The organism is Gemmiger gallinarum (assembly GCF_014982805.1).
Lineage (GTDB): Bacteria > Bacillota > Clostridia > Oscillospirales > Ruminococcaceae > Gemmiger > Gemmiger gallinarum.
The window spans coordinates 747,077-767,175 of the sequence record NZ_JADCKC010000001.1 but is presented as its reverse complement, the minus strand read 5'-3'; the positions used below and the strand labels follow the sequence as shown (position 1 = coordinate 767,175).

Below are 20,099 nucleotides of genomic sequence, written 5' to 3'. Positions count from 1 at the left end.
GTACTGTTCCGACGAAAGGGGAGGGCCGGCACTCGGCTGGTTTGGCCCGCTTTGCGGGCGATCACAGGGAGGACCGCATGCTTTCCGGTATTTTATCCATCGCCGCGGCTGCGGTGCTGGTCGGCATCGACCAGCTGCTCAAGGTTTGGGCTACCGCAAACCTGCAGCCCATCGGCACCATGACGCTGATTCCCCATGTGGTGGAGCTGCGCTATTCTCTCAATGAGGGCATGGCTTTCTCGCTACTGTGGGGCAAGCAGGGCTTTCTCATTGCAGTGACCTCGGTGGCGCTCATCGTGCTGCTGGGCTACCTGCTTTTGCGCAAGCCGCCCCTTTTGGAGCGCATCGCCTGGACGCTGGTCCTGGGCGGCGGCGTCGGCAACCTGATCGACCGTATTGCCAGCGGTCAGGTGGTCGATTACATCAATTTTCTGTTTGTGGATTTTGCCATCTTCAATTTTGCCGATATCTGCGTGACGGTGGGCGTTGCCCTGCTGTTTGTCTGCGTGCTGTGGGGCGAACTGGGCGACCGCAAAAAGAAACCCTCCGGGGAGGAGCACACCACCGATGCAGACACTTGAGTTCACCGCCGGACCCGAGGTGGAAGGCCAGCGCCTGGACCGCTTTCTGACGGAACAGTGCAAGGGCATCACCCGCAGCGCCCTGCAGAACCTCATGGAGGAAGGGGCTGCCCTCTGCAACGGCAGCCCCGCCCCCAAGCGGTACAAGGTACGGGCAGGGGACCGGGTATCCATCACCATCCCCGACCCGCGCCCGCTGGACGCCCAGCCCCAGGACATCCCCCTGGACATCGTCTATGAGGATGACAGCCTGATCGTGGTCAACAAGCCCAAGGGCATGGTGGTGCATCCCGCCCCCGGCAACCCCGACGGCACATTGGTCAACGCGCTGCTTTACCACTGTGCGGGGCAGCTTTCGGGCATCGGCGGGGCCATCCGTCCCGGCATTGTCCACCGCATCGACAAGGACACCAGCGGCCTTCTGGTCATCGCCAAGAACGACGAGGCCCATCAGGCCCTGAGTGAGCAGATGAGCGTCCATTCCATCCATCGGGTCTATCACGCGGTGGTCTACGGCAACCTGAAGGAGGACGCCGGCTTTGTGGAGGCTCCCATCGGCCGGGATCCCCGGGACCGCAAGAAAATGGCCGTCACTGACAACCACAGCCGCTATGCCTACACCGGCTGGCAGGTGCTGGAACGGTTCGGCAGCTTTACCTATATTGCCTGCCGCCTCAAGACGGGGCGGACCCATCAGATCCGGGTGCACATGGCTTCCATCGGCCACCCGCTGGCAGGAGATGGAGTCTACGGTCCCCGCAACGTCATCCGTGCCCTGAACGGCCAGTGCCTTCACGCCAAGGAACTGGGCTTTGTCCATCCGGCCACGGGGGAGTACATGCAGTTTGATTCGCCGCTGCCGGCGTATTTCAATGAATTTCTGACGAAACTGAGAAAGGAAAGCCGTCAATGAAGCAGAGTCTGCACGACTATCTTGTCTTTTGCGATATGGACAATACGCTGCTGACCGCAAAGGAGGGCATCCCCGCCTGCAACCGGACAGTCATCAAGCTGTTCACCCAGCTGGGCGGGCGGTTCACCGTTGCCACCGGGCGTCCGCCGGAATCCATCCGCGCGGCGCTGGGGGATATCGAGCTTTCGCTGCCGGCCATTTCCTGCAACGGCTCGCTGCTGTACGACTTTTCCACCAACACGGTGCTGCGCCGTGCCACACTGGACCGGAACCAGGCCACCCTGGCCATCAACGATATCCTGCGGCAGTTTCCGCGTCTGGGCGTGGAGGTCATGGCCCATGCGGGGGAGCTGTATGTGGTCCATGCCAACGAGTATACCCACGCCCATCAGGTGGACGAGAAAATCCCCGGGGTCTGCTGCCCGCTGGAGAGCGTCCCCGACGGCTGGGTCAAGGTGGTCTTTGCGGGGCCGCCGGAGATGATCCGCAAGCTGTCCCAGTACGCCAAGACCAAGTATTACGGCAGGGAAAACTATTTTCTGGCCACCAACAGCATTTACTTTGAGATTATGCCCGGCAGTGTGGGCAAGGCCTCCGGCCTGCGGGACCTGTGCACTCTGCTGGGAGAACCGCTGCAAAAGACCATTGTCATCGGGGACTACTACAATGATCTGGAGATCATGAAGGCTGCGGGCCATTCGGTGGCGGTGGCCAATGCGCCGGGGGAGGTCAAGGCCAACGCCGACGAGGTCACCACCTGCACCTGTTCCGAGGGCGCGGTGGGGGAGTACCTCTACCGTCTCATCAACACCGTCACGGGCTGATGCCCCAGCGGAGGAATCTGCCATGAAAGTCAGTCAGCTGCTCAGCCGGGAAAGCGTGCTGGTACACGCCGATGTCCCGGATGCCTCCAACGCTCTGGGAGTGCTGGTGGAATTGCAGGAAGCCGGCGGCATCATCACCAACGGCACGGCCTATTACAATGCGGTCTGTGACCGGGAGACCGCCGGCGGCTCCACGGCCATCGGGGAGGGAATCGCCCTGCCCCATGCCTGCAACGCAGGGGTGGCAGCGCCGGGTGTGGCGGCCCTGGGCCTCAACGAAGGTCTTGACTGGGGTGCACCGGACGGCAGACCGGTGGATCTGATCTTTATGGTGGCCATGCCGCCCCATGCCCAGAGCGAGCATCTGCTGATTCTGGCGCGGCTGGTCAACCTGCTGTCGGACAACAACCTGACCCAGGCATTGCGTCAGGCTCAGTCCCGGGAGCGCTTCATCGAGCTGCTGGCCCGTGCCGAGGCCGAGCGCTTTGCCGACTGAATCATCCATCTGCTCTGTCCGGAGCCGAACGCTAATGAATGGCGTTCGGCTCCTTTTTTTGTGTCCGGGCAGGAAAAGGCCGTGGAGGCCGCTGCACCGTTCTATAAAAAAGTCGGGCCGATCTGTGCTATAATGGAACACAACAGTTTAGGCAGGATCCATGCCCGGAAAGGAGATGCCCGCCATGCCGGAACCCTGGTTTGCCGTTGAGGCCATCGACGCCGATACCTTTGTCATCAGTGAGCCCCTCCACTGGGAGGAGCCTCACAGCTATCTTCTCTGCGGGCGGGAGCGTGCCCTGCTCATCGACACGGGGCTGGGGGTGGCGGATATGGGGGCGGTGGTCCGCCGACTGACAAAACTGCCGGTCCTGGCTGCCCTCACCCATGCGCACTGGGACCATATGGGCGGACTGAACTGCTTTTCCCGCATCGCGGTGCACGAGGCGGAGGCAGACTGGCTTTCAGGAAGCTTCCCGCTGCCGCCCCAGGTGGTCCGGGCCAATCTCACCGCCCGGCCCTGCCCATTTCCGGAGGGCTTCCGCACGGAAAACTACCGTGTCTACGCAGGCGGGGCAGGGGAGCTGCTCCGCGACGGGGACTGCATCGATCTGGGCGGGCGTCAGGTGCAGGTGCTCCACACGCCGGGGCATTCTCCCGGACACTGCTGCTTTTATGAGGCGGAACGGGGCACCCTCTTTGCCGGGGACCTGCTCTATGCAGGCTGTCTGGATGCCTTTTATCCCACCACTGACCCGCAGCAGTTTGCCCGGTCGGTGGAACGGGTCTGCACGCTTCCGCTGAAGCGGATCTTCCCCGGCCATCACCGGCTGGAGATGTCCCCGGATTTCGCCGCCCGGGTGAATGCGGCCTGGCAAAGCCTGGCACGTCAGGGACTCCTTCGCACAGGGAGCGGCGTTTTTTCCTTTGACGGGTTTCAGATTCATATCTGAGCGGCAGGCGGCAATGCCGGGACTGCGGGAGGGGAAACTCCCATGCCCGACGGAAACCGGCAGTTTTTTGAGAAAACTGAACCAACTCTGTTGAAAATGCCGAAAACAGGAACATAACAAGCCAAGAAACTGTATGATTAACCATTGAAATGGAAAAAAGCCTGTGATATACTTTAATACATTAAATCGCCAAAGGGGATGAGGACACTGCCCGCCGAACGGCAGGCGGCGCCCCGGCGAAAAATGAATGGGGAGAAAACAATATGAAAAAGGCACTTTCTATCCTGACGGCAGCCTGTATGGCACTCAGCCTGGCCGCATGCAGCGGCGGTTCCGATTCTTCGTCCCAGGCGGCGGATACCTCCTCGGAGGCATCGGCGGCCACTTCGGAGGCGTCGGAAGGCACGGCATCCGGCACCAGCTATACCATCGGCATCTGCCAGCAGCAGCCCCATGAGGCGCTGGATTCGGCGACCCAGGGCTTCAAGGACGCCCTGGTGGAGGCCTTCGGTGAGGATGGCGTCACCTTTGACGAGCAGAACGCTCAGGGCGATGCCAACACCTGCTCCACCATCATCAACGGCTTTGTCTCCAGCGGCTATGATCTGATCATGGCCAACGGTACCACCGCCCTGCAGGCCGCTGCGGCAGGCACCTCCGAGATTCCTATTCTGGGCACCTCGGTCACTGAGTACGGCGTGGCTCTCGGCATTGACGGCTTTGACGGCACGGTGGGCGGCAATATCTCCGGCACCAGTGACCTGGCCCCGCTGGATCAGCAGGCGGCCATGCTCAGCGAATTCTTCCCGGTGGCGGAGTATCCCAATGTGGGCATGCTTTACTGCAGCGCCGAGCCCAACAGCGAGTACCAGGTGGAGCAGGTCTCCAACTACCTGACCGAGATGGGCTACACCTGCACCGATTACTCCTTCAGCGACTCTAATGATCTGTCCACCATCGCCACCAGCGCAGCCAGCGAGTGTGACGTTATCTATGTTCCCACCGACAACACGGCGGCTTCCAACACCGAGATCATCAACAACATCTGCCTGCCCGCCGGTGTGCCCATCATCGCCGGTGAGGAAGGCATCTGCGGCGGGTGCGGCGTTGCCACCCTGTCCATCAGCTACTACGACCTGGGCTATGCCACCGGCGAAATGGCAGTCAAGGTCCTGACCGGTGAGGCGGACATCTCCACCATGCCCATCGAGTACGCTCCCAACTTCACCAAGAAGTACAATCCCACCAACTGTGAGCAGCTGAACATCACCGTTCCCGACGACTATGTCGCCATCGAGGGCTGATCGTCCCCATAGCGCATCCTTACCGCATGAATCCGCAAGGGCGGGAAAAAGGACTTCCCTTTTTCCCGCCTTTTTGCTATACTAATATGGTCTATACACTTTTTACAGGGAGCCTTCGGGCAACCAACAACAAACGTGCGGCGGACCTTGTTCTGCGGGCCGGATTCCGGCCGGTGACCGGGGGATCGCTGCACAGGGGAGGATTGTGAAATCTTGGATATCATGACATTGGTCAACGCCCTGCCCGGCGCAGCGGCACAGGGCCTGATCTGGGCCATCATGGCAATCGGCGTTTACATCACCTACCGCGTGCTGGACATCGCCGACCTGACCGTCGACGGCACGCTGTGCACCGGCGGCGCGGTCTGCATTATGTGTATGCTCAACGGCTGCAACGTCTGGGTCTCCATCCTGGCGGCCACCTGTGCGGGCCTGCTGGCAGGTCTGGTTACCGGCATCTTCCACACCTTCATGGGCATTCAGGCCATCCTTGCCGGTATCCTGACCCAGCTGTCCCTGTGGTCGGTCAACCTCAAGATCATGGGCAAGGCCAACCAGGCCATCAATGTGGACAAGTACGACCTGCTGGTCTCGCTGCGCTTCATCAAGGACGTGCCCTTCTACCGCAACACCATTTTTGTCGTGGCGGTGGTCATTGCGGTGGTCATCGCCATTCTGTACTGGTTTTTCGGCACCGAACTGGGCTGCGGCATCCGTGCCACCGGCTGCAACGCCAACATGGCCCGGGCCCAGGGCATCAACACCAGCCTCAACAAGGTCATTGGCCTGATGATCTCCAACGGTCTGGTGGCATTGTCCGGCGCATTGCTGGCCCAGTACCAGGGCTTTGCCGATATCAACATGGGCCGCGGCTCCATCGTCATCGGCCTGGCTGCCGTCATCATCGGCGAGGCCATTTTCGGCAAGATCTTCCGCAACTTTGCGCTCAAGCTGCTGTCGGTGGCCTTCGGCAGCATTATCTACTATCTGGTGCTTCAGGTGGTCATCTGGTTCAAGGTGGACACCGACCTCCTCAAGGTGTTCAGCGCAGTGGTCGTGGCCATCTTCCTGGCCATTCCGTACTGGAAGAGCCGCTACTTCACCAAGCCCACCGTCCGCAAAGGAGGCAACCTCAATGCTTGAGATCAAAAATGTGTACAAGACCTTCAATGCCGGTACCGTCAACCAGAAGGTCGCCCTCAACGGTCTGGACCTGACGCTGGAGGACGGGGATTTTGTCACCGTCATCGGCGGCAACGGTGCAGGCAAGTCTACCATGCTCAACGCCATCGCAGGCGTCTGGCCCATTGACATGGGCAAAATTCTCATTGACGGCAAGGATATCACCCGCCTGTCGGAGCATCAGCGCGCCAAGTACATCGGCCGGGTGTTCCAGGACCCCATGATGGGCACCGCCGCTACCATGGGCATTGACGAAAACCTGGCCCTGGCCCGCCGCCGCGGCCAGCCCCGCACCCTGCGGCAGGGCATCTCCGCCAAGGAGCGGGAGGGCTACCGGGAACTGGTCAAGACTCTGGACTTGGGACTGGAAGACCGCATGACCAGCAAGGTGGGCCTGCTCTCCGGCGGCCAGCGCCAGGCCATCACCCTGCTCATGGCCACGCTGCAGCAGCCGCGCCTGCTGCTTCTGGACGAGCACACCGCCGCTCTGGACCCCAAGACGGCGGCCAAGGTGCTGACGCTGTCGGACAAGATCGTCCATGACAACCACCTCACCACCCTCATGATCACCCACAACATGAAGGACGCCATCAAGTACGGCAACCGCCTCATCATGATGTATGAGGGCCGCGTCATCTATGATGTCCGCGGGGAGGAGAAGGCTGCCCTCCATGTGTCCGATCTGCTGGCCCGCTTTGAGCAGGTCAGCGACGGCGATTTTGCCAACGACCGTATGCTGCTCTCCTGACCGACTGCACTGTATGCCTGGGCACCGGGCCGGAACTTCCGGCCCGGTGCCCTTTTGCATGCCTTTACATGCCGGAGAAAAGCCCTGCCGGCCTCACCGGCTTTTCTGCGCGGGCAAAACGGCAAAGCATTCTTCCGCACTGTGAAGACCGCTTTGGACGACTGCTCCGGCAAAATCAGGAAGTGGAAAAGCAAACCACGTACAGCAGTGAAAAAACGAAACGTTACCAACTTGTAATCCGTCGGAATTTTTGTGAAATGATGTTCAAAACAAAAAATGTATGCTATAATGTAATCTACTGTACTTGGGGGGATTGCTTTGCCGCGCTATGACGCCGTATTGTTTGATGTGGACGGGACGCTGATCCATTCGCGTCCGGGCATCGAAAATTCATTTGCCTACGCTTTCGCTCAGATGGGGCTGGACCCGGCGCAGATCAATGTCTCGCGCTATCTGGGGCCGCCGCTGCGCTGGAGTTTTGCTCAGCACTTTTCCCATGAGGCGGACGTGGAGCGCGCGGTGGAGCTTTACCGTGACCGGTATGCCCGTATCGGCATGCATGAGTGCAGTCTTTTTCCCGGTGTGCGGGAATTGCTGGAACGCCTTCGCTCGGCCGGAATCCGGTTGGCGACGGCCACATCCAAACCGACGGAAGTTGTCACGCCCATTCTGGAAGAGCAGGATATCCTGAAATATTTCGACCTGGTGGGCGGGGCAAGCATGGATAAAAGCGTTGATACCAAAACGGCCGTTGTCCGTCAGGACCTTGCCGACCCGCGTTTTGCCGCAGGCCGTGTCCTGATGGTGGGGGACCGCAAGGACGACATGGAGGGCGCCGCCGACTGCGGTCTGCCCGCCGCCGCGGTGCTGTACGGATACGGCAGCCGCCAGGAACTGGAGCCGTGGCATCCGGTGTATCTTGCGCCGGACACCGCAGCCCTGGCCGACTTTATTTTGCAGTCCGTCTGAATTTGATGGGAGGTTACAGACTCATTATGAGCCGCAGAGATTCACAAGAACGGGCATCTTTCAGCCCCACCCAACGCAAGGCCTGCTTTGTCTTGGCCGCATGCGTTGCTGCCGTCATTCTCAGCTTTGTAGCGGCATGGATTTTGCCGAACGTCCTGTTCGGCGCTTCCGGCAGCTACGATCCCGACGCCTATCCGGTGGATACCTCCCTGGGGGCGGTCCTGGCCGAGAGCAGCGATGCGGGCAATGACTATCTCTCCTCGACGGTGTTTGCCGGCGACGACAGTGTGGTTGCCCTGACATCCTCCAGTGCCATCACCATCGACCGCTATGTGGGCAAGGACGGCCTTACGGTCTCCAGCCTGACCAAGGATTCCTGCGTTTACTTTGCGGATGATTCCTCCTCCTACACCATTCCCCAGGCCATCGCCAAGATGAAGCCCCGCCGCGTCATTGTCATGATCGGCAAAAACGATGTGGGCGGCGAGATGACGGTGGACAGCTTTGTCCAGACCTACAGCCAGGCCCTCAGCGCCATCCACACCGCTTACGAGTACAGCGACATCATTGTCAGTTCCATCCCGCCGGTGAGCAAGGATTCGGAGGATGCGGCCGTTGTGCAGACCCGCATCGACCAGTTCAACCAGTCGCTGGCCGAGCTGTGCGAGGAAAACGGTTACAAGTACCTCAACGCTGCCGAGATCCTCAAGAACAAGAGCGGCTATGCCGAGGACGCCTACATCAGCAAGGATACCGGCGTGATGACCACCTCCGGCGTCAATGCCTATCTGGATTACGTCACCACCCACGCCTATGATTCGGAGGACCGCCGTCCCGACACGGACGACATTCCCCGCCGCGCCGCGGAGCCCTCCGAAAGTGACGGCGACAACAAGGCCACTGCCACACCCAGCCCCACGCCGGTGCGGTATACCGTCAGCTACAAGGTGGAGAACGGCAAGGGAACACTGTCCGGCAACGATCAGACCGGAGCGTCCTCCCTGGAATTCGATGTCTCTGAGAACGAGACGGTCACTGTCACCGCAGTGGCGGCGGAAGGCTATACCTTCTACAAGTGGGACGACGGCGTGACCAATCCCAAGCGTGTGGACGTGGTGACCAAGGATATCTCGGTCACGGCGCTGTTCAACGATGCCCGTGTGGAGATGACGCTGGATAAAGGCGACACCACGGTCAATGCAGGGGAGAGCGTTACTTTCAATGCGTCGGTCACCCTGGGCGGCAAAGAGTACAGCAATGAGAATGTCCAGTGGGCCATCAACGATGAACTGCAGCAGAACGGCGGCAGCTATACCTTCAAATCCGATGAGCCCGGCACCTATAAACTGAAGGCCGGCATCGAGGTCAACGGCGGCCGGGCTGAAGTCAGCCTGACCATCACGGTGAAGGCCAAGCCCACGACGATCACCCTTACTGCGCCCAAGACACTGACTGCCGGCACCAGCACTACACTGAATGCCAGCGTGGAGAACGGCTCCGGCGATACCACCTGGACCTGCCCGCAGCTGCCTGACTGGTCCGCCACCGGCAACCAGGTGCAGTTCAGCGCATCGCAGCCGGGTCGGTATTACGTTCAGGCCACCAACAACGGAGTTACCGCCGAGCTGGCCATTGAGGTCACCGCGGCGCCCTCCTCGAATAACGACGAGGACAAGGACAAGCACGACAAAGAGGACGACTGATGCCGTGCCCCCGACATGATTTAGGAGCAAGTTATGGCAAATTACACCTGTCTTTTGCTGGATGTGGACAACACCCTGCTGGATTTTGACGCGGCCGAGCGTCAGGCACTGACCGACACCCTGCGGCAGTATGAGCTGCCCTGCGACGCCCAGGCCTGCGACACCTATCACGAGGTCAACCGCAAGCTCTGGACCAGCCTGGCAAAGGGCGAGCTGAACAAGAACAAGCTGTTTGCCGTCCGGTTTGCGCGTTTTATGCAGGCCATGGGGCTGCCGGACAACGGCAAGAACCGTGAGATCAACGATTACTATGAGGATCAGCTGGCCCTGCACGCGGATGTTCTGCCCGGTGCGCTGACGGCACTGGAGGAGCTGGCCGAGGTGGCCACACTGGCCATCGTGTCCAACGGTGCCACCAAAGTGCAGCAGTCCCGCATCAAGGCATCGGGCATCGGGCGGTATATGGACGGCATCTATATTTCGGAGCATGTGGGGGCGGCAAAGCCGTCGGCCAAGCTGTTCGATCTGGTGCTGAAAGATCTGGGCGTCACCAACCGCAGCCGGGTGCTGGTGGTGGGGGATGACCTCCACGCCGACATCAAGGGCGGCATCAATGCAGGGCTGGATACCTGCTGGGTCAACTTTACCGGCAGTGACAACGACACCGGAATCCAGCCCAAATACACCATCGGCTCCTACGAGGAACTCTATCGCATTGTAATGGAGCCGGAAGAGCTGGAAAACCTTGGCGTGCGCAATCGCCGCCACATGAACGACCTGTGACCAACGGGCGGCAGGTCCCGCAATGTGCCGCTGCATGTTTGTGTGCAGCGGCACAATTTTGGCCTGACGCCGCAAGGCGCGGATGATACGGGAAGAAGGCAGGCGCAAGATTTTGCCGTGCCGCATCCCGGGCAATCCGCACACAAGGGATGGAGAAAGAGGATTTATGCTGATCGAATTGCAAAGCCTGGGAAAGAGCTTTGGCGAACATGAAGTGCTGCGCGACGTGACTGCCGGCGTGGAAAAGGGCGACCGTATCGGCATCATCGGGGCCAATGGTACCGGCAAGACGACCCTTCTGCGGATTCTCTGCGGGCAGAGTCAGCCCGATGCGGGCAGCGCCGATTTTGCCGCGGGGGCAACCTGCGGCTACCTGGAGCAGACGGCCCATCTGGACCCCGACGCCAACGTTTACGATACGGCAAAGGAGTCCTTCCGCCCGGCGCTGGATGCTATGGCAAAGCTGGAAACCCTGCAGAAGCAGCTGGCGGCCAAACCCGGCGACAGCGAAATCACCGCGGGCATCGAGCACTGCACCGCCGTCATTGACGCCATGGACGCCTACAACATGGACACCCAGATCCGCAAAATGCTCAACGGCATGGGCTTTCCAGCGGATACCTGGCAGAAAAAGGCGGGGGTACTTTCCGGCGGCGAGCAGACCCGCCTGCGCCTGGCAGGGCTGCTGCTCCGTCAGCCGGACATCCTGATCCTGGACGAGCCCACCAACCACCTGGACATTGAGACCATGGCCTGGCTGGAAACCTACCTCAAGACCTGCCGGGGCGCGGTGCTGGTGGTCAGCCACGATAGGTACTTCCTGGATGCGGTGTGCACCAAGATCTGGGAACTGCGGGAAAAGACCATTCAGGTCTACCGGGGCAACTACTCGGCCTACCTGCCCCAGCGCCAGGCCGCCGACGAGCGCCGCCAGAAACAGCACGATGCCGATGTGGAAAAGGCCGCCAAGCTGCAGGATTACATTGACCGCAACCTGGTGCGGGCCTCCACCACCAAGATGGCCCAGAGCCGCCGCAAGCAGCTGGAAAAGCTGGAGATCACCGCCGCCCCCGTCAACGAGGCCCGGGACCTCAACTTCCGCTTTGAGTATGACATCGAGCCCTACGACGAGCTGGTGACCATGAAGGACATCCAGATCCGCATGGGGGAGCGCACCCTGGTCAAGGACCTGAACTATGTGGTCCACCGGGGAGACAAACTGGTCGTTGCAGGCCCCAACGGCACCGGCAAATCCACCCTGCTGCAGGTACTGGACGGCAAGCGCCGGCCTTCCAGCGGCATGGTGCGGCTGGGCGGCGGGGCGCGCACCGGCATTTTCACCCAGCAGCAGGCCCGCCGCATCGGCCGGGTCATCGACGCCATCTGGGACAAGTACCCCCGCTTCACCGAACTGGAAGTCCGCAGCCATCTGGCCCGGTTCGGCTTCCGGGGGGAGGAGGTCTTCAAGGACTGCGCCTCCCTCTCGGGCGGTGAGCTGGCCCGCCTGCGATTTGCCGAGCTGGCCCTGGAACGCCCCAACCTGATGTTTTTGGACGAGCCCACCAACCACCTGGACATCTACGTCCGGGAAAGTCTGACCCAGGCGCTGGCAGCCTATACCGGAACGCTGCTGCTGGTCACTCACGACCGCTATCTGATGCAGACGCTGGGCTGCCCCATTCTCTACCTGGAAAACGGGGATACCACTATCTACCGGGACTTTGCAGCCCTGCGGGACCGAAACTCCGCTCCCCAAACGCCTGCCCGCACCGAGCCGGAGAAGCCCCAGCGCCAGGCCTACGGCAAGGAGCAGCGCCGCCGCCGGGCGGAGGTCCGTGCCCGCATCAAGGCGGTGGAGACCGAGATCGAGGAGCTGGGCGCCCACATTGTGGAGCTGGAAAACGAGCTCAACGATCCGGAAGTGCTGCGGGACCACCTGGTGGTCCGGGACAAATGCGACGACCTGGAGGACACCCGTTTCCACCAGCAGGAGCTGTTTGACGAATGGGAAAAGCTGCTGGAAGAGCAGGAACGCTTTGAGGCGGAGGACGCCGGAGAAGCCTGATGCCGTCCGCAGGGCGGATTTTACAACTCTGTTGTCTATCTGTAACTTGTAATCTGCGCAAAAAGCGATATACTTACATAATAAGTGTTGTTTTGTCCATATCTATCCGCATATGGGCGATACGGATCGCAGAAAGCACCTCGGGCAGGCTGTCCGGGGGCTCTGCCATGAAAACGGGGATAGGCTTTGAAAACCAAGATCATCATTGCAACACATAAGCCCTACTGGGTGCCGGATGATCCGGTTTACCTGCCGGTGCAGATGGGTCACGCGATCCATCCGGACATCGGCTATGTCGGCGACGACACGGGCGAAAATATCTCGGATAAAAACTGGAATTACTGTGAGCTGACGGGGCTGTACTGGGCGGTGCACAACATTGACGCCGACTTCATCGGTATTGTGCATTACCGCCGCTATTTCGGCAGCCGCCGCCATCGCTTTGCGCCCAAAAAGCAGCGGGTCATCTCGGGGGAAGAACTCAACGAGATCCTGCAGCACACCAACGTCATCCTGCCCAGGCAGCGGCATTATTATATCGAGACCAACTATACCCAGTATATCCATGCCCATCACAAGCAGGACCTGGAGGTCACCCGCCGCATCATTGAGCGCAAATGCCCCGAGTATCTGCCCGCCTACGACATGTACATGTCCAAGACCCACGGGCATCACTTCAACATGTTTGTCATGCGGAAGGAACTGCTGGAGCATTACAGCACCTGGCTGTTTGATATCCTGTTCGAGCTGGAGCGGGAGCTGGACATCTCGGACTATTCCACCAACGACAAGCGGGTGTTCGGCTTTGTGAGTGAGCGCCTGCTGGATGCCTGGCTCATCACCAACCGTATCTCCTACGAGGAGCTGGACGTGGTGTATATGGAAAGCCAGCACTGGCTGCGCAAGGGCACGGCCTTTCTCATGCGCAAGCTGTTTCCCAAAAAGCAAAAGGAGTAATACACGATGCAACCCATCGCGGCTGTAGTGGTGACATATAACCGCAAGGAGCTGCTGGCCCGGTGCATTGCCTGCCTGCGCGGGCAGCAGGGCGCCGGCTGCGATATCCTTGTGGTGGACAACGCCAGCACCGACGGCACGGCCGAACTGCTCAAGACCCTGGCCGGGCCCGATCTGCAAAGCCTCAATCCTGGAAGGAATCTGGGCGGCGCGGGGGGATTTGCCCTGGGCGTCGAAGCGGCGGTAGAGGCCGGCTACGAGGCGGTATGGCTGATGGATGACGATACGCTGCCGGAACCTGGTGCTCTGGCGGCGCTTTTGCGCTGTGAAAAAGAAGTGGGGGAGAACTACGGCTGGCTGTCCTCCCGGGCGCTGGACCCCGACGGCAATGACCAGCCCATGAACCGCCAGCGCCGCACCCCTTACCAGGACATTGCCGGGTACGAGGGGGAGGCCCCCATCCCCAGCGTCATGGCCAGCTTTGTCTCGCTGTTTCTGCGGGCAGAGACGGTGCGGGACTTTGGCCTGCCCATTGGAGAATTCTTTATCTGGTCGGATGACTGGGAATTCACCCGGCGCATCTCCCGCAAGCGGCCCTGCTACACGGTGCCCCAGAGCCGGGTGGTGCACGCCATGAAAAACAAGACAGTGGTCAACATTGCAAAGGACACCCCCGACCGCCTGAGCCGTTATCGGTACTTTTACCGCAACGACGTGGTGCTCTATCGGGGAGAGGGCCCGGCAGGCTGGCTGTGGCTTTTGTGCAAGGATGCCTGGCACTCGGTGCAGGTGCTCACCGGCAAATGCCCGGACAAGGGCAAACGCCTGGGCATCATCTGGACTTCCTTCGGGGCGGGGGTGCGGTTTCATCCCCCCATCCGCCGCCCGGGAGAACGATAAATTCTGATTTGAGGGAAAGGACGGCGAGACCGGAAATGCAGGACCTTGACCGGCTTGCCGGACGTTACCGCGCGGTGGCGTTTGATGTATTTGATACACTGATCCATCGGGATGTGGCGGCCCCCACCGATGTGTTTGCCTGGATGGAAGAGGCCGGCACTGTGCCTCAAGGCTTTGCCGCCAACCGGGTGGCCGCCGAGGCGGCCGCCCGGGCCGCTGCTTCCCCCCGGGAGGTGACGCTGGCCGAAATTTACTCCCGCCCGGAGCTGGAGGGGATCGACCCCCGGGCCGAGCTGGACGCGGAACTTTCCCTGATGGTGCCCGACCGGAAAATGCAGGCTTTTTATCAGGCCTGCCGGGCCCGGGGACAGGCGGTGTACGTCATTTCCGACATGTACCTGCCCGCCGAAGCCGTTGCCGCCCTGCTCAGGGCCTGTGGCTATGAGGAGCCCGACGGCCTGTTTGTCTCGTCGGAGTACGGCGTGCAGAAGCGCAGCGGCAAACTGTTCCGGCTGTTTCTGGAAAAGACGGGGCTTTCCTCCCGTGACGTGCTGTTTCTGGGGGACGACCGCCGCGCCGACTGTGTGGGTGCAGCGCTGGCAGGCATCCGCAGTGTCAAGCTGCCCGGCCGCCTGCCCCGCCCCGACTATTACCCAGAGCCCGCCTCCCGGGAGGAGGGAACGCTGGCGGCCTTCTGCGCCAACCACGGGCAGTTTGTGGATGACCCGGAGGAGCGATTCGGCTATACAGTGACCGGTCCGCTGATGCTGGCCTTTGCCCGGTGGCTCTGCCGCTGCCGGGAAGAACATCCCCAGGGGCGTCTGGTCTTTCTGGCCCGGGACATGTATCTGGCGCGGGAGATCTGCCGCCTGCTGGGAGAGCAGAACTCCGGCTATCTCTGTGTCTCCCGCCGCAGCCTCTGCCCGGCGCTGCTCATGCGCCCCATGACGGAGGAGGCCCAGGCCCTGCTGCTGGACACCTTGCCCCGGCAGGTCATGCGGGTGGATGAGATTCTGACCTTCTGCGGCTTTGCCTCCGGCACTGAGCTGCCCGGCTATGACGGTAGCCGGATGTTTGATCTGCGCCAGCGCCCGGCGAGTGCCGAGCTGACCAGGCTGCTGCTGGAGATCGCGGCCCTCAGCCGGGGGGCGGCGGGCATGACGGTGCGGGAGAGCGCCGCCAATGTGCGCACCTACCTGCGGGACTTTGACCTGACCCGCCCGGGCACCCTGCTGGTGGACATCGGCAGCGGGGGAACCACCCAGCGGGTGCTGCAGGAACTCTGCGGCGCACCGCTGCAGGGACTCTACCTCGCCTGCGACGACCGCCTGTTTGAACGTCTGCCCAAAAACCAGGCAAGGGTCTGCCTGTTTGAAGGCAAACCCGCCCCCCTCTGGTTCTGGATGGCCCAGCCCATGTTGGAATACCTGATCTCGGAACCCTGCGGCCCCACGCTGGGGTACCATCGGGCAGGCAGCGCCGTCAGCCCGGTGCGGGAGCAGACAACGCCCCCGGCGGAGCTGCTGGCGGTGCAGCGGGGCGTGCTGCGCTTTGCGGGGGAGTGGAAGGCTTCCCCCTTCGGGGAGATGGAAATTTCCCCCGACAGCGCTATCATGCCCTTCCTGCAGATGGCCCGCCGCCCCGAAATGCGGCAGGCATGCTGCTTCGGGGACTTTACGCTGGAGGACGGCGTCCGCTTCCGGCTGGCCGCCCCGGCAAACCTGGGCGCCTACCTGAAAAATCCCGCCCGTCTGGCCCGGGATTTTCAGGAATCCCGCTGGAAGATCGGATTTCTGCGGCGGCTGTTCCGTCTGCCGCTGCCCTATGATAGAATGTACAGCCTGCTCAAAGGCGGCCGGGGCAAGAGAAAGGATGGGTGAAGGCTGTGACCTCTGTCAGTGTCATCATGCCGGTGTATAATGCGGCAGCCCATCTGGAATCCGCCATCCGCAGTGTGCTGGACCAGACGCTGAAGGACCTGGAACTGATCCTTGTGGACGACGGTTCCACCGACGGCAGCGCCGCCCTCTGTAACGCGGCCGCCGCATCGGATGCCCGGGTGCGGGCGGTGCATCAGCCCAACGGGGGCATCTGCGCGGCCCGCAACAAAGGGTTGGAGCTGGCAGCAGGGGAGTACATTTCCTTCTGCGACGACGACGACGCCTTCCTGCCCGATTTCCTCGCCGCGGCATATCGCACGGCCCGGGAAGAGAAAGCGGACCTGGTCCGGATGGACTACCGCCTCTTCCGCAGCGATGCCGACGGCCATGAGTTTGAGCTCCGCCACCCGGCGGGGGAGGCCTGCCGCCTGGACCGGGAGAACAATCCCCAGGGGTACGGCAGCTTCCTGCGGGCATCGGGTCCGCTCTTTGTCTGGAACGCCCTCTACCGACGGGAGGCCCTGGGAGATCTCCGCTTTGACACCCGCTGCCGCCGGGGTGTGGAGGACTTTGTTTTTAATGCTGCCTTTCATGCCCGCATGCACAGGGCGGTCTATCTGCCCCAGGTGGCCTGCCTGCACTATGAGAGGGCCCGGGGCAGTACCTCGGCCTGCTTCTCTCAGGAGGCGGTGAAAGCCCGGGTGGAGGCCGCGGTCCTGTGGGCCGGGGCAGAGGCCGGGGCACTGGATGTCTGGTGCACGCCGGAGACGCTGCGCCCGGTCCTCAACGAGCGCCGGGCGGAGATCATCACTTTCCTCATGCATCAGCTGCGGGACGCCCATGCCCCGGCCCCGGTGCGCCGGACCAGCTGGCAACGGCTGCGCAGGGCACTGGATGCCGCGCTGCCGGGCAAAGGAATTGACTTTTTCCGCGTGGAAGGGCAAAATAAGAAGCAGATACTGGCACTGCTTTTATACACAGTGCATCTGCAGGGATTGTACCAATGGTTCCCAAACAGGGAGGATACAGAATGAAAACGATTCTTGTGACCGGCGCGGGCGGCTATATCGGCCGCCACGTTGTCAAGGAGGCTCTGGACAGAGGCTATCAAGTCATTGCCTCCGATTTTTCCTTCAAGGGCGTGGATGAGCGGGCGCAGTTCTGCGACGTGCCCATTTTCAGCGGCAGCCGCGACATCTACCGTCAGATGGGGGAGCCCGACGTGCTGATTCACATGGCATGGCGGGACGGCTTCATCCACAATGCTTCTTCCCACATGAAGGACCTGTCCAGCCATGTGGTGTTCCTCAACAATATGGCCAAGGGCGGCCTGCCTGCCCTGACGGTCATGGGCACCATGCATGAGGTGGGCTACTGGGAGGGCGCCATCGACGAGAACACCCCCTGCAACCCCCAGAGCCAGTACGGCATCGCCAAGAATGCCCTGCGCCAGAGCCTGATGCTCTCCCTCAAGGATACGCCCTGCCACCTGCACTGGCTGCGCGCCTACTACATCACCGGCGACGAGGCCCACGGCAGCTCCATCTTTGCCAAGATCACCCAGGCGGAGCTGGACGGCAAACAGACCTTCCCCTTCACCAGCGGCAAAAATCTGTATGATTTCATCGATATCCATGACCTGGCCCGCATGATCGTGCTGGCCAGCGTCCAGACCAAGGTGGACGGCATCATCAATGTGTGCACCGGCAAACCCATGTCTCTGGCCGACAGGGTGGAGCAGTTTTTGCGGGACAAGGGCTATCACATCCGCCTGGATTACGGCGCCTTCCCCGACCGTCCCTATGACAGTCCGGGTGTCTGGGGCGACCCCTCCCGCATCGAGAGCATCCTGAAGGATGCGCAGGCAAACGAGGAGACTGTATGAAACGACTGGGAATCTTCTTCTTTTATGAGAAAAACGGCTATGTGGACGATTTTCTCACCTATTACCTGAAGGACCTGTGCAAGAACCTGTCCGAGCTGGTAGTGGTGGTCAACGGCAAGCTGAGCGATCAGGGCCGTGCCGCCTTTGAGCAGTTCACGAAAAACATCATCGTGCGGGAGAACAAAGGCCTGGATGTCTGGGCCTACAAGACGGCCATTGACTCCTACGGCTGGGAAAAGCTGTCGGAGTTTGACGAGGTGGTCATGACCAACTCCACCCTTATGGGCCCCGTGCGTCCCCTGGCTGAGATGTTCGACGAGATGGCCAAGAACCCTGACCTGGATTTCTGGGGCCTCACCGTCCACCATGGCGCCGAGGGTAATCCCTTCAGGGGCAAGCACCTGTACGATCATCTGCCGGTGCACATTCAGTCCCACTTCATTGTCTACCGCAAAAAGTTCATCCAGAGCCCCGAACTGCAGAATTACTGGGATACCATGCCCATGATCCAGGGCTATATGGACTCGGTGCAGCGGTATGAGTCGGTATTCACCAAACTGTTTGCCGACAAGGGTTTTAAGTGGGATGTCTATGTCAAGACCGACGACCTCAAGGCCTTCACCGACTATCCGCTGCTGATCTGCCCGGTGCGGCTGCTGCGGGACAAAAAGTGCCCGCTGTTCAAGCGCCGCAGCTTCATGCACGAGTTCGAGGCTTACCTCAACGATACGGCAGGGGAGCCCGCCCGGGAACTGTACGACTACCTGCGGGATGAGACCGACTACCCGGTGGAACTTCTGTGGCGCAACATGATCCGCACCATGCACCCCTTTGACTTCACCCGGGACCTGGCCCTGACCCGCATCATCCCCGAACGGCTGCAGGACTCCCAGTGTGCCGAGCAGGTGCGCAAGACCCGCCGCATCGCTCTGGCCATGCATCTCTTCTTCACCGATATGCTGCCCCAGAGCAAGGCCTTTGCCGCCAAGATGACCCCCGAGACCGACGTATTCATCTCCACCAACACCGAGGAGAAAAAGGCCGCCATCGAGGCCTGCTTTGCCGACCTGCCGGTGCACAGCGTCACCGTCAAGGTGGTGGAGAACCGCGGCCGGGACGTGGCTGCCTTCCTGTGCGACCTGGCCCCCCAGCTCAAGGACTACGACTACGCCTGCTTCATGCACGACAAAAAGGCCATCCAGACCAAGCCCGGCAGTGTGGGCGCCAGCTTCGGCTATGTCTGCAACGAGAACATCTGCCGCAGCAAAGACCATGTCCTCAACGTCCTCACCGAGTTCGAGAAGGACCCTTTCCTGGGCATTCTCTGCCCGCCTTTCCCCACCCACGGCGCCTACTTCCTCAACATGTGCTCCAACGGCTGGGGCCCCAATTTCGACAACACCAAGGCCCTGATGAAAAAGCTGGGCATCGATGTGCCCATCTCGGGGGAAAAGGCCCCCATTGCACCTTTCGGCAGCGTGTTCTGGTTCCGGGTCAAGGCCCTGCGCCCGCTGTTTGACCGGGAGTGGCACCATGACGACTTCCCGCCCGAGCCGCTGGCCCCGGACGGAACCATCAGCCATGCCATCGAGCGCATCTATCCCTTTGTGGCCCAGGGGGCGGGGTACTATCCCGCCATCGTCATGAGCTCGGTGTTTGCGGTGCAGCGCTGTGACACCATGCAGGCCTATGCCGGGGGACTCATCCGCCCGCTGGCCCGCATCATGGACTGCACCTCCTTCTGGGGGGCCTCCCGCGCCATCTCCATCTTTGCGGCAAAGCGGCATTTCGGCCTCAAGGTTTACGGACCCTATGCCAACACCAAGCGCCGCCGCGCCCGCAACTGGCTACGGGACCGCATGCCGGAATCGGCCTACAACAAGATGATGGGCGTCAAGCGCGCGGTGTTCGGCCCCCATCTGGACAACTACGAGGACTGACGTCCCACAGGGGGAAG

Annotated in this window: 18 protein-coding genes; all 18 read left to right on the top strand. The window is 61.3% G+C overall.

The window, feature by feature from the left end; all coding sequences use genetic code 11:
* The first annotated feature begins 77 nt into the window (after positions 1–77).
* Positions 78–581, top strand: a complete 504-nt coding sequence (gene lspA / locus INF35_RS03655) for a signal peptidase II (RefSeq protein WP_193500163.1) — start codon at positions 78–80, stop codon at positions 579–581.
* Entirely contained in the window at positions 568–1,494 is a 927-nt protein-coding gene (locus INF35_RS03650; protein ID WP_193500162.1) for an RluA family pseudouridine synthase, read from the top strand. The genes lspA and INF35_RS03650 overlap by 14 nt, the downstream gene beginning before the upstream one ends.
* Complete coding sequence (locus INF35_RS03645) at positions 1,491–2,318, top strand: HAD family hydrolase (protein ID WP_193500161.1); 828 nt, start codon at positions 1,491–1,493, stop codon at positions 2,316–2,318. The genes INF35_RS03650 and INF35_RS03645 overlap by 4 nt, the downstream gene beginning before the upstream one ends.
* Before the next feature lie 22 nt (positions 2,319–2,340).
* Complete coding sequence (locus INF35_RS03640) at positions 2,341–2,814, top strand: PTS sugar transporter subunit IIA (protein ID WP_193500160.1); 474 nt, start codon at positions 2,341–2,343, stop codon at positions 2,812–2,814.
* A gap of 184 nt (positions 2,815–2,998) precedes the next feature.
* Positions 2,999–3,766: an MBL fold metallo-hydrolase gene (locus INF35_RS03635; protein WP_193500159.1), complete on the top strand. Its 768-nt coding sequence runs from the start codon at positions 2,999–3,001 to the stop codon at positions 3,764–3,766.
* A 263-nt stretch (positions 3,767–4,029) separates the two neighbouring features.
* The gene (locus INF35_RS03630; protein ID WP_193500158.1) at positions 4,030–5,070 is read left to right on the top strand and encodes an ABC transporter substrate-binding protein; all 1,041 of its coding nucleotides are present in this window, start codon (positions 4,030–4,032) and stop codon (positions 5,068–5,070) included.
* A 222-nt stretch (positions 5,071–5,292) separates the two neighbouring features.
* Positions 5,293–6,213: an ABC transporter permease gene (locus INF35_RS03625; RefSeq protein ID WP_407925633.1), complete on the top strand. Its 921-nt coding sequence runs from the start codon at positions 5,293–5,295 to the stop codon at positions 6,211–6,213.
* Positions 6,206–7,000 carry an ABC transporter ATP-binding protein gene (locus INF35_RS03620; protein WP_193500156.1) on the top strand — a complete coding sequence of 265 codons (795 nt, stop codon included), beginning with the start codon at positions 6,206–6,208 and terminating at the stop codon, positions 6,998–7,000. The genes INF35_RS03625 and INF35_RS03620 overlap by 8 nt, the downstream gene beginning before the upstream one ends.
* Before the next feature lie 318 nt (positions 7,001–7,318).
* Positions 7,319–7,969, top strand: a complete 651-nt coding sequence (locus INF35_RS03615) for an HAD hydrolase-like protein (protein ID WP_193500155.1) — start codon at positions 7,319–7,321, stop codon at positions 7,967–7,969.
* 26 nt (positions 7,970–7,995) lie between these two features.
* On the top strand, positions 7,996–9,672 hold the full coding sequence (locus tag INF35_RS03610; RefSeq protein ID WP_193500154.1) for a GDSL-type esterase/lipase family protein: 1,677 nt from the start codon (positions 7,996–7,998) through the stop codon (positions 9,670–9,672).
* Between the two features lie 33 nt (positions 9,673–9,705).
* Positions 9,706–10,455 carry a YjjG family noncanonical pyrimidine nucleotidase gene (locus INF35_RS03605; protein WP_193500153.1) on the top strand — a complete coding sequence of 250 codons (750 nt, stop codon included), beginning with the start codon at positions 9,706–9,708 and terminating at the stop codon, positions 10,453–10,455.
* A gap of 166 nt (positions 10,456–10,621) precedes the next feature.
* The gene (locus tag INF35_RS03600) at positions 10,622–12,520 is read left to right on the top strand and encodes an ABC-F family ATP-binding cassette domain-containing protein (RefSeq protein WP_193500152.1); all 1,899 of its coding nucleotides are present in this window, start codon (positions 10,622–10,624) and stop codon (positions 12,518–12,520) included.
* A gap of 186 nt (positions 12,521–12,706) precedes the next feature.
* On the top strand, positions 12,707–13,477 hold the full coding sequence (locus INF35_RS03595) for a DUF4422 domain-containing protein (RefSeq protein WP_193500151.1): 771 nt from the start codon (positions 12,707–12,709) through the stop codon (positions 13,475–13,477).
* Between the two features lie 6 nt (positions 13,478–13,483).
* Positions 13,484–14,377, top strand: coding sequence for a glycosyltransferase (locus INF35_RS03590; RefSeq protein ID WP_193500150.1), 894 nt, complete (start codon positions 13,484–13,486; stop codon positions 14,375–14,377).
* A gap of 35 nt (positions 14,378–14,412) precedes the next feature.
* Positions 14,413–16,257 carry an HAD family hydrolase gene (locus INF35_RS03585; protein WP_193500149.1) on the top strand — a complete coding sequence of 615 codons (1,845 nt, stop codon included), beginning with the start codon at positions 14,413–14,415 and terminating at the stop codon, positions 16,255–16,257.
* Between the two features lie 5 nt (positions 16,258–16,262).
* On the top strand, positions 16,263–17,291 hold the full coding sequence (locus INF35_RS13935) for a glycosyltransferase family 2 protein (protein ID WP_193500148.1): 1,029 nt from the start codon (positions 16,263–16,265) through the stop codon (positions 17,289–17,291).
* A complete protein-coding gene (locus tag INF35_RS03575) occupies positions 17,288–18,142 on the top strand; it encodes an NAD-dependent epimerase/dehydratase family protein (RefSeq protein ID WP_207728243.1) in 855 nt (284 codons plus the stop codon). The genes INF35_RS13935 and INF35_RS03575 overlap by 4 nt, the downstream gene beginning before the upstream one ends.
* A complete protein-coding gene (locus INF35_RS03570) occupies positions 18,139–20,082 on the top strand; it encodes a rhamnan synthesis F family protein (protein ID WP_193500146.1) in 1,944 nt (647 codons plus the stop codon). The genes INF35_RS03575 and INF35_RS03570 overlap by 4 nt, the downstream gene beginning before the upstream one ends.
* Positions 20,083–20,099: the final 17 nt, after the last annotated feature.